Raw genomic sequence first — 7,735 nt, forward strand, 5'->3', positions numbered from 1 at the left:
GTCACTCACCTGCCTGGATCAGTCCGCCGCGGCGCTTCATGAGGAGCGCCGTGAAGACCATGGAGAGGGCGAACAGGACAAGGGCGACCACGCACGCCGAGCCGTAGTCGAAGCGCTGGAAGCCCAGGTTGTAGACGAGCTGGGGCAGGGTCAGCGTCGACTTGTCGGGGTAGCCGGGCTCGAACTGCTGGCCCGAGTTGCCGATGATGCCGGAGGCGACCTTGCCCGCCACCAGCGGCTGGGTGTAGCTCTGCATCGCCTGGATGACGCCGGTGACCACGGCGAACATCACGATGGGCGAGATGTTCGGCAGGGTGACGTAGCGGAACCGCTGCCAGGGCGAGGCGCCGTCCAGTTCGGCGGCCTCGTACTGCTCCTTGGGCACGTCGAGCAGCGCGGCCATGAAGATGACCATGAGGTCGCCGACGCCCCACACCGCCAGCAGGGTGAGCGCGGGCTTGGACCAGGACGGGTCGGTGAACCAGTCCGGGGCCGGGATGCCCAGGTCGCCCAGGAGCGAATTGACCGGCCCGGTACCGGGGTTGAGCAGGAAGACGAAGCCCAGCGTGGCCGCGACCGGCGGGGCGAGGTAGGGCAGGTAGAACAGCGTGCGGAAGAGTCCCACCCCCGTCCTGATCTTGGTGATCAGCATCCCGACGCCGAGCCCGAACACCACCCGGCAGGCGACCATCACGACGACCAGCCACAGCGTGTTGCGCAGGGCGGGCCAGAACAGCGGGTAGTCGCCGAACACGTACGACCAGTTCTTGAGGCCGTCGAAGGTGGCCGCGCCGAATCCGTCGTAGTGCGTGAAGGAGAAGTAGAGCGTGGAGATCAGCGGGTAGGCGAAGAAGACGGCGAACCCGATCAGCCAGGGCGACAGGAACGCCAGGGTGCGCAGCGCCGAGCGGCGGTGCTTGGAGCGCAGTGTGTACGTGGTGCTCATGGCCGGCCTACTTCGCCTGCGCGATCGCGGCGTCGATCTCCTGGGCGGTCTTGGCGAGCCCCGCCTTGATGTCGGTCTGCTTGCCGCTCTCGATGTCGTAGCCGAGGTTCTGCAACGACACCAGGTACTGACCGCCGTTGACGGACGCCGGGGAGGTGGTGGAGTTCGGGTTCTGCGCGATGTCCAGGAAGGTCTTGAAGCGCGGATCGGCTTGCAGCCTGGGCGACTTGAGGGCGGCGAGGGTGGAGGGCACGTTGTGGATCGCGTTGGCGAAGTTCACCACCGCGTCCGTGTCGGTGGTCAGGAACTTCACCAGCTCCCAGGCCGCGTTCTGCTTCTTCGAGGTGGCGGCGATGCCCGCGATGGTGCCGGTCAGATAGCCCTTGCCGTGCGTGTCCTTCTGGTCGTCGGGGACCGGCAGCGGCGCCACTCCGATGTCGAACTTGGGCTTGCTGTCCAGCGCCATGCCGAGCCGCCACTCACCGTCCATGGCCATCGCGACCTGGCCGGTGTTGAACGGATTGGTGTCGCCGTACTCCTCACCGAAGGAGGAGCGGTACTTCTCCAGCTTGGCGAAGCCGCCGAGGCCGTCCACGAGCTGCTTCTGGAAGGCGAGGCCCTTCTCGAACGCCGGGTCCTTGGCGATGTTCGACTTGCCGCTCGCGTCGAAGTACGTCGGCGACCACTGCGCCAGGTAGTGCTCGGTCGTCGTCTCGTAGGCGTGGTAGTTCGGCATGAAGCCGAGCTGCTCGTAGGAGTCGCCCTTGGGCTTGGTCAGCGCCTTGGCGTCCGCCTCGAACTCCGACCAGGTGGTGGGCGGGGCGTCGATCCCGGCCGCCTTGAAGGCGTCCTTGTTGTAGTAGAGGGCGTAGGAATCCCCGAGCAGCGGCAGCGAGCAGCGCTTGCCCTGGAACTGGGTGTACTCGTTCATGGTCTTCGGGAACGTCTTCGCCGGGTCGATGCCGTCCTTCTTCAGGAACGGGGCGAGGTCGACGAAGGCGTTGGACGAACAGAACTTGCCGACGTTGTTCGTGGTGAACGACGACACCACGTCCGGGGCGTTGGAACCGCCCGCACGCAGCGCCTGGTTGATCTTGTCGTCGTTGATGTTGCCGACGACCTTGACATGGATGTTGGGGTGCGCGCTCTGGAAGGCGTCCACCTCGGCCTGGATGGCCTTGACCTCGTTGGGTGCGCTCCAGCCGTGCCAGAAGGTGATCGTCGTGTCCTTGGACGCGTCGTCCTTGGCGCTGGTGTTGCTCTGGCCCGTACAGGCGGAGGCGAACAGGGCTATGGAGGCGGTCGCGGCCAGTACGGCGGCGGACTTCCGGCTGAATGCGGGCATGGCGGTGTCTCCCGGGGAGGGGGCTGGGGGCAAGGGGTGCTTGGCGGGCGGGGGTTGGCGTGGACGCGGGGTCGCGGGTGGGGGCGGGGCGGGCGAAGGGTGGTGGCTCTGCGCGAGGTGGCGGGTGGGGCGGGGTCGATCGAGGGATGGTGGCTCAGCGCGAGGTGTCGAAGACCTCGTCGCGCGTGGTGGCGAGCGCGGACTCCAACGCACCGCGCAGCACGGGAAGTTGGGTCACCTCACCGATGACGAGCCGGGGGCGGGAGGCAGCCAGCTCACCGAGTTCCGTCTGGACGAGTTCGCGCAGCGGCTCGCCCCCGGCGGCGAGCAGCCCGCCGGAAAGGACGACGAGCTCGGGGTCGAGCACGGCGACGAGGGAGGCGAGGCCGGTCGCGAGGCCGGTCGCGAAGGCCTGGAAGAGGCGCCGTTCGGGACCGTCCCCGGCCTCGGCGCAGCGCGCGATCAGGGCGGCGGCCACGTCATTGACGCTGCCGCCCGGGATGTCGGTGACACCCAGCTTCCGGGCGATCCGGGGGAGCGCCTGACCGCCGGCCAGCTCCTGGAAGCCACCCGAGTTCGCCTTGGTGACATGCCGTACGAGCGGGGCCCCCGGTACCGGCAGGAACCCGACCTCGCCCGCGCCGCCGGTGAAGCCGCGGTGCAGCCGCCCGCCGATCACGAGGGCGGCGCCCAGGCCGCCCTCGTTCCAGAGCAGTACGAAGTCGTCGTGGTCCCGGGCCGCGCCCAGGCGCTGTTCGGCGATGGCCGCGAGGTTGACGTCGTTCTCGTACTCGACCGGCATCGGCAGGGCCGCGGCCAGCTCGTCGAGCAGCGTGGGGGAGTGCCAGCCCGGCAGGTGGGAGGCGTAGCGCAGCCGTCCGGTGCCGGGGTCGAAGGCGCCCGGGGTGCCGATGACGACCCGGTGCAGATCACCCCGGACGAGCCCGGCCGCCTTGGCCGCGCCGTCCAGCGCGCCGGTCACCTGCCGCACCGCGGACTCTGCGCGCCGCCCCGGGGTCGCGACCTCGAACTCCCCGACGACACTGCCCGCCACATCGGCGACGGCGGCGCGGATCCGCTCGGGCGTCACGTCAACTCCCGCGACGTGGGCGGCGGTCGCGTTGACCGCGTACAACTGGGCGTTGGGCCCCGGCCGCCCCTCGGTCGTGCCGGTGGCGACGACGAGCCCGGCGGCCTCAAGGCGGGCGAGGAGCTGGGACGCGGTGGGCTTGGAAAGCCCGGTGAGCTTCCCGATCCGGGTCCGCGAGAGGGGCCCGTGCGCCAGCAGCAGATCGAGCGCGGCCCGGTCGTTCATCGCGCGGAGTACGCGCGGAGTCCCCGGGGTGGTACCGGCCACGACGAATCCCCCTGCCCTTGCGGCCCGCGTGCGGACCCGGTTGCCCAGTTGCCCTGTCCCAACACTGTTAGGAAAGTTTCCTGTTGGTTGGGAGGAACGTAGGGCGCCCGTCATCGGCCCGTCAATGGGCGTGCGCCGCCGGGGGCGCGGCGGCTACCAAAGCGTTATGTGCGGGGCGGGCGTCCCGGGCGGCCCTGGCTCAGCTCTGCGGGCGGCCGCCCACGGGGCCGGCGACGACGGTGTGGGCGGCCAGGTGGGGGGCCGATGCCCTCGTAACCGCGTGGGGGCATCCCCAACTCGCGTGCGCGGCAACACTGTTGGTCCGCGAACTGTCCCAGGCCCGACGGACGGGCACGCCCCCGACGGCCGGGACGGCGGGGGCGGCGGGGGCGGCGGGGGCGGCGGGGGCGGCCAAGGCGGCCAGGATCGGCAGGAGGACGGCCAGGATCGTCTGGAGGGCCACCAGGATCGTCAGGAGGCCGCCGCAGCCTTCTCGGCCAGCTTCTGGAATTCGCCGAGGTCGTAGTTGGCGAGCGCCGAGTCGAGGTTGGTGAGCGCGCCGAGGTGCTCGATGAACCCCTTCGGGTCGTACTCGATCTGTAGGGTCACCCGGCTCGTCGTATCGCTCAGACGGTGGAAGGTGACCACGCCGGCGTGATCGACGCCCTCCACGGTGTGCCAGGCGATCCGATCCTCCGGGACCACTTCGGTCAGCTCCGCCACGAAGTTCTTGTCGGCGCCCGGGATCTCCAACTGCCAGGCGAAACGCTGCCCGTCCAGCCGGTCCACCCGACGTACGTGGCTCAGGAATTTCGGCCACCGGGTCACATCGCTCCAGAGCGCCCAGGCGACGGAGACGGGGGCATGGACATCGACGGTTTCCACGAGGGATGCGGACACGTGTTTCGCCTTTCGGTCGTCGGACTCCGGCTCGGAGGGCCGCCATTCCGGGTAGCCGTTCTGGGCAGTCGTTCCGGAGAGCCGTGCACCTCGCCGCGTACCCCGCCGACGATGGAGGATTCGCTCGCAGGACGCTCTCCTCCCGGCCCCGGCCCCGGCCCGGCGCGCGCGAAGGGGGCGGGAAGGGGACACCCTCCGCGAGGACGGCCTGCCTCGGCCCCGATCGCCCGGGGGGAGGCTTCCCCGCTTGCGCCGTGAGCGCCAGTTGGCGGCCGGCAACGACACCCAGGTGAGGACGGAGAGGGCGGCCAGCGTGATCCTTCCCATGCCGTCTCTTTCGACCACCCGCAGCACCAACAGGGCCACAATGAGGCAGAGCATCGGCAGACAGAACCAACGGAGCCAAGGGCGCCATCGGTTTCCCGGCCTCGCCCATGACGGCACGGCGCGGAAATCAGAACATGAACGCCGCCTCGCAAATCCCCTGCCTCCGAGAGCGCCGGACACCCTACGGTCCGTCCTTCACCCCTTGCGGCATCCGTCGCGGCATAGGCGAGCGATCCCACCACGGCCCCCTCACGGGTGCTGGTGCTGTGGACGAGAGCGAGGACATTTCCGTCGCCTGACGTCACTTCAGCGCGGCGATGCATACGGCACAGCCTGGGAGGGCTGCAAGGGCACTCATCAGGGCCGGCCTCCACTCGCCGAGGGCCAGCGATGTCATGACGAGGCATGCCATGAGCACCACATACACGATGAAGAGAACACGCATCCGGGTCCCGGGCGTCCACGTACCGGCCATGGAGGTCTCCCGCCTACTGCTGGTCGTGCTCTCCGCTGATGCGAGTTCCTGACCGCGGGGCAAGCGTTGCGCTGACCGTCAACTCGTAGCCCACTATCCATACTTGGGCCATATTTGGGCTTGATCAGTACTTGGGCTTGTCCCTGCGGCGAAACCGCACGGCTGCCATTCCGGAGCCGACGCCGAGAAGGACGGGAAGGGGTGCCACCCACGCCTTCATGGCAGATGCGCCCGTCAACGTCATGATCACACCCCCCAGCACATAGATCGCCAGAAAGGCCAGCGTGAGGTTGGCGACGGGATGCCCGCGGGTGCGATTCTCGAACTCTTCAACGTTTCGCATCATGGACGTCCTGTACCCGCGTCATGTCACCGCACGCTGTCACATTGAGAAGGGCGGAGCTGTCTGCCACGGCGGGCTATGGGCTGCGGGCTGCCCGAGAATGATCAGCGTGAGATGGTGACGTCGAGGACGAAGAGGAGCAATCCGAAGCACCCCAGAGCAATCCCGATCCACACGATCCACACCAGCCGGGTGCGCATCTCTTCCTCCTGTTAGTGACGCTGCCGGCTCCGGCGCCAGTTGAGACGGCCCCGCGGAGTACGTAGAAGTTCCCGCTGCGCATCCGCTGCATGCCTTCACTGCTCGCTACGGCCCCTGAAAAGCGAGCGGTGCCTCCTGGCAGCGCCCCGAGGTGAGGATGCGGCCCTCCCTCTTGGAGCGGCACGGCTGGCCACGCAGGTGGTGTCGGACATCCGATCTACTATGCTCCCGGCGGTGACCAGTGAGCACCAGGCGTGCACCAGGCCGAGCGTTACGCTATTTCCTATGCTTCTTGGCGGAAGCAGTCACAGATATCCCAATGACCACAGCCATCACACCGGCTGTGCAGAGAAGCTGTTTCCACCAAGCCCAAGAAGTGTTCCAGATCATGATCAAGGTCATGCTCATAGCCAGTGTCATGACGAACCAGATGGCGGATTTGGTGATTCGGTCCCTCTCGATCGGAACTCACCTCCCGGTAAGGCCCCGGGGCCTCCTGTTGGCAGGAAGCGCCGGGCTGATTCGGTTCGGAAGCCGAGCACGAAGGGAGCCGGCAGGCCACCGGCGACGCCGGTTTCTACGTAGCCCTCCGGGCTCGAAGTCGAGAGCAGCGGCTGTGCCGCCCGGCATGACGCTTTCACAGGCTGCTCTCTGTTCGCTCCATGGGCCCGGAACACAATTCCTATCCAACCGGCCGGGTTCCCGCTGGCCGCCAGGGTAACTCCACCGATCGCCAGAGCCGCAGAAAAGATGTATGTGAGCGGTGCATTTCGCCGGGTAGAGTTATCAGATCCGTAAGTTCTCTCGCCGAATCGAATCGTCGTTCGCTCTCTCCTTTCTGCTTCCCTGTCGGGTAGCCAGATGGCGATCTCCAGCCCACACGCTGTGCACTATTTATTGCGCCAGATAAAAAAGTATGCGCAGATGGCGATGAGGGCAATGAGAAATGCGCCCAAGATCAACCCTGTCGGCGCATCCGTAGAGGGAACGATAATTCCTGCTACTTTTTGCATTATCTCCCTCTTTTTCTGTGGATTAGGATAGATGCCACAATGAACGCGGATCCGAAAATTACAGGAATTAATCCGGCCATTGTATTCCCGTTTGCCATGGCGCCGACTCCCAGTATGAGCAGCGCTATCCCTGCCGCAGATGATATGAGGAGTTTCAAGTTAATCAAACCGTTCTCCTGTTTGACGTGCGAATTGAGAAGGTGGAGGTCAGGCCGGGGATCGCCTGACCTCCGTGACTCATATTCGCGTTTACTGTGCCACTGCGGTACCAGCTGCGGCAGCAGTCGCAAGGCCGCCGGCCAGAACAGTGCAGCCTGTTATTCCCGCTCCGATCGAAGCTCCCAGAGTGGGCGCTGCACCAGCAGCGGCAGCTGCGCCGCATACGGCTTCTGTTCCAATTCCCACGAGAATCCCAACCTCGGCTGCGAAAGCTCCCTTGGAGTCGCCACTCAGGACCTTTTCCGTAAGTGATGCCCAGTCGAGCACCCCTGAGACATCACCGAAACTGAGCAGGCCAGATGGATCACTACGGTTAACGGGGTCGCCTTCGGCGTAGAGGTACGCGTTGGTTTCCTGGCCGCTGGGGTCGGTGGTGGTGAAGCGGGCGAGGTTGGGGTCGTAGGAGCGGGCGCCCATTTTGTAGAGGCCGGTGGGGTCGAGGTAGGTGCCGGCGTAGCGGTAGGGCTGGGGGACTGTTTCGACGGGGGTGGTGCGGGGTTGGCCGGTGGGGGTGTAGGTGTAGCTGTTGACGCGGGTGCCGGTGGCGTCGGTGAGGGCGAGGACGTTGCCGGTGGCGTCGGTGAGGTAGTAGTAGCTCTTGCCGTCCCT

Annotated in this window: 7 protein-coding genes; all 7 read right to left on the reverse strand. The window is 66.9% G+C overall.

What is annotated here, in order from left to right; all coding sequences use genetic code 11:
• Window position 1: 1 nt before the first annotated feature.
• Window positions 2-946 (reverse strand): carbohydrate ABC transporter permease, encoded by a 945-nt coding sequence (locus tag CG740_RS30530; protein WP_100578507.1) that lies wholly within the window; start codon window positions 944-946, stop codon window positions 2-4.
• A 7-nt stretch (window positions 947-953) separates the two neighbouring features.
• Entirely contained in the window at window positions 954-2,291 is a 1,338-nt protein-coding gene (locus CG740_RS30535) for an ABC transporter substrate-binding protein (RefSeq protein WP_100578508.1), read from the reverse strand.
• A gap of 154 nt (window positions 2,292-2,445) precedes the next feature.
• Window positions 2,446-3,648 carry an ROK family transcriptional regulator gene (locus tag CG740_RS30540; RefSeq protein WP_199846622.1) on the reverse strand — a complete coding sequence of 401 codons (1,203 nt, stop codon included), beginning with the start codon at window positions 3,646-3,648 and terminating at the stop codon, window positions 2,446-2,448.
• A gap of 199 nt (window positions 3,649-3,847) precedes the next feature.
• Window positions 3,848-4,111, reverse strand: a complete 264-nt coding sequence (locus tag CG740_RS30545) for a hypothetical protein (RefSeq protein WP_100578510.1) — start codon at window positions 4,109-4,111, stop codon at window positions 3,848-3,850.
• 8 nt (window positions 4,112-4,119) lie between these two features.
• Entirely contained in the window at window positions 4,120-4,548 is a 429-nt protein-coding gene (locus CG740_RS30550; protein ID WP_100578511.1) for an SRPBCC family protein, read from the reverse strand.
• Between the two features lie 926 nt (window positions 4,549-5,474).
• Window positions 5,475-5,696 (reverse strand): hypothetical protein, encoded by a 222-nt coding sequence (locus CG740_RS30555; protein ID WP_100578512.1) that lies wholly within the window; start codon window positions 5,694-5,696, stop codon window positions 5,475-5,477.
• Between the two features lie 1,460 nt (window positions 5,697-7,156).
• Window positions 7,157-7,735: RHS repeat-associated core domain-containing protein (locus tag CG740_RS30560; protein WP_199846623.1), on the reverse strand; the 579-nt coding region annotated here is incomplete at its 5' end.

The sequence above is a fragment of the Streptomyces sp. CB01201 genome (assembly GCF_002803085.1).
Classification (GTDB): domain Bacteria; phylum Actinomycetota; class Actinomycetes; order Streptomycetales; family Streptomycetaceae; genus Streptomyces; species Streptomyces hundungensis.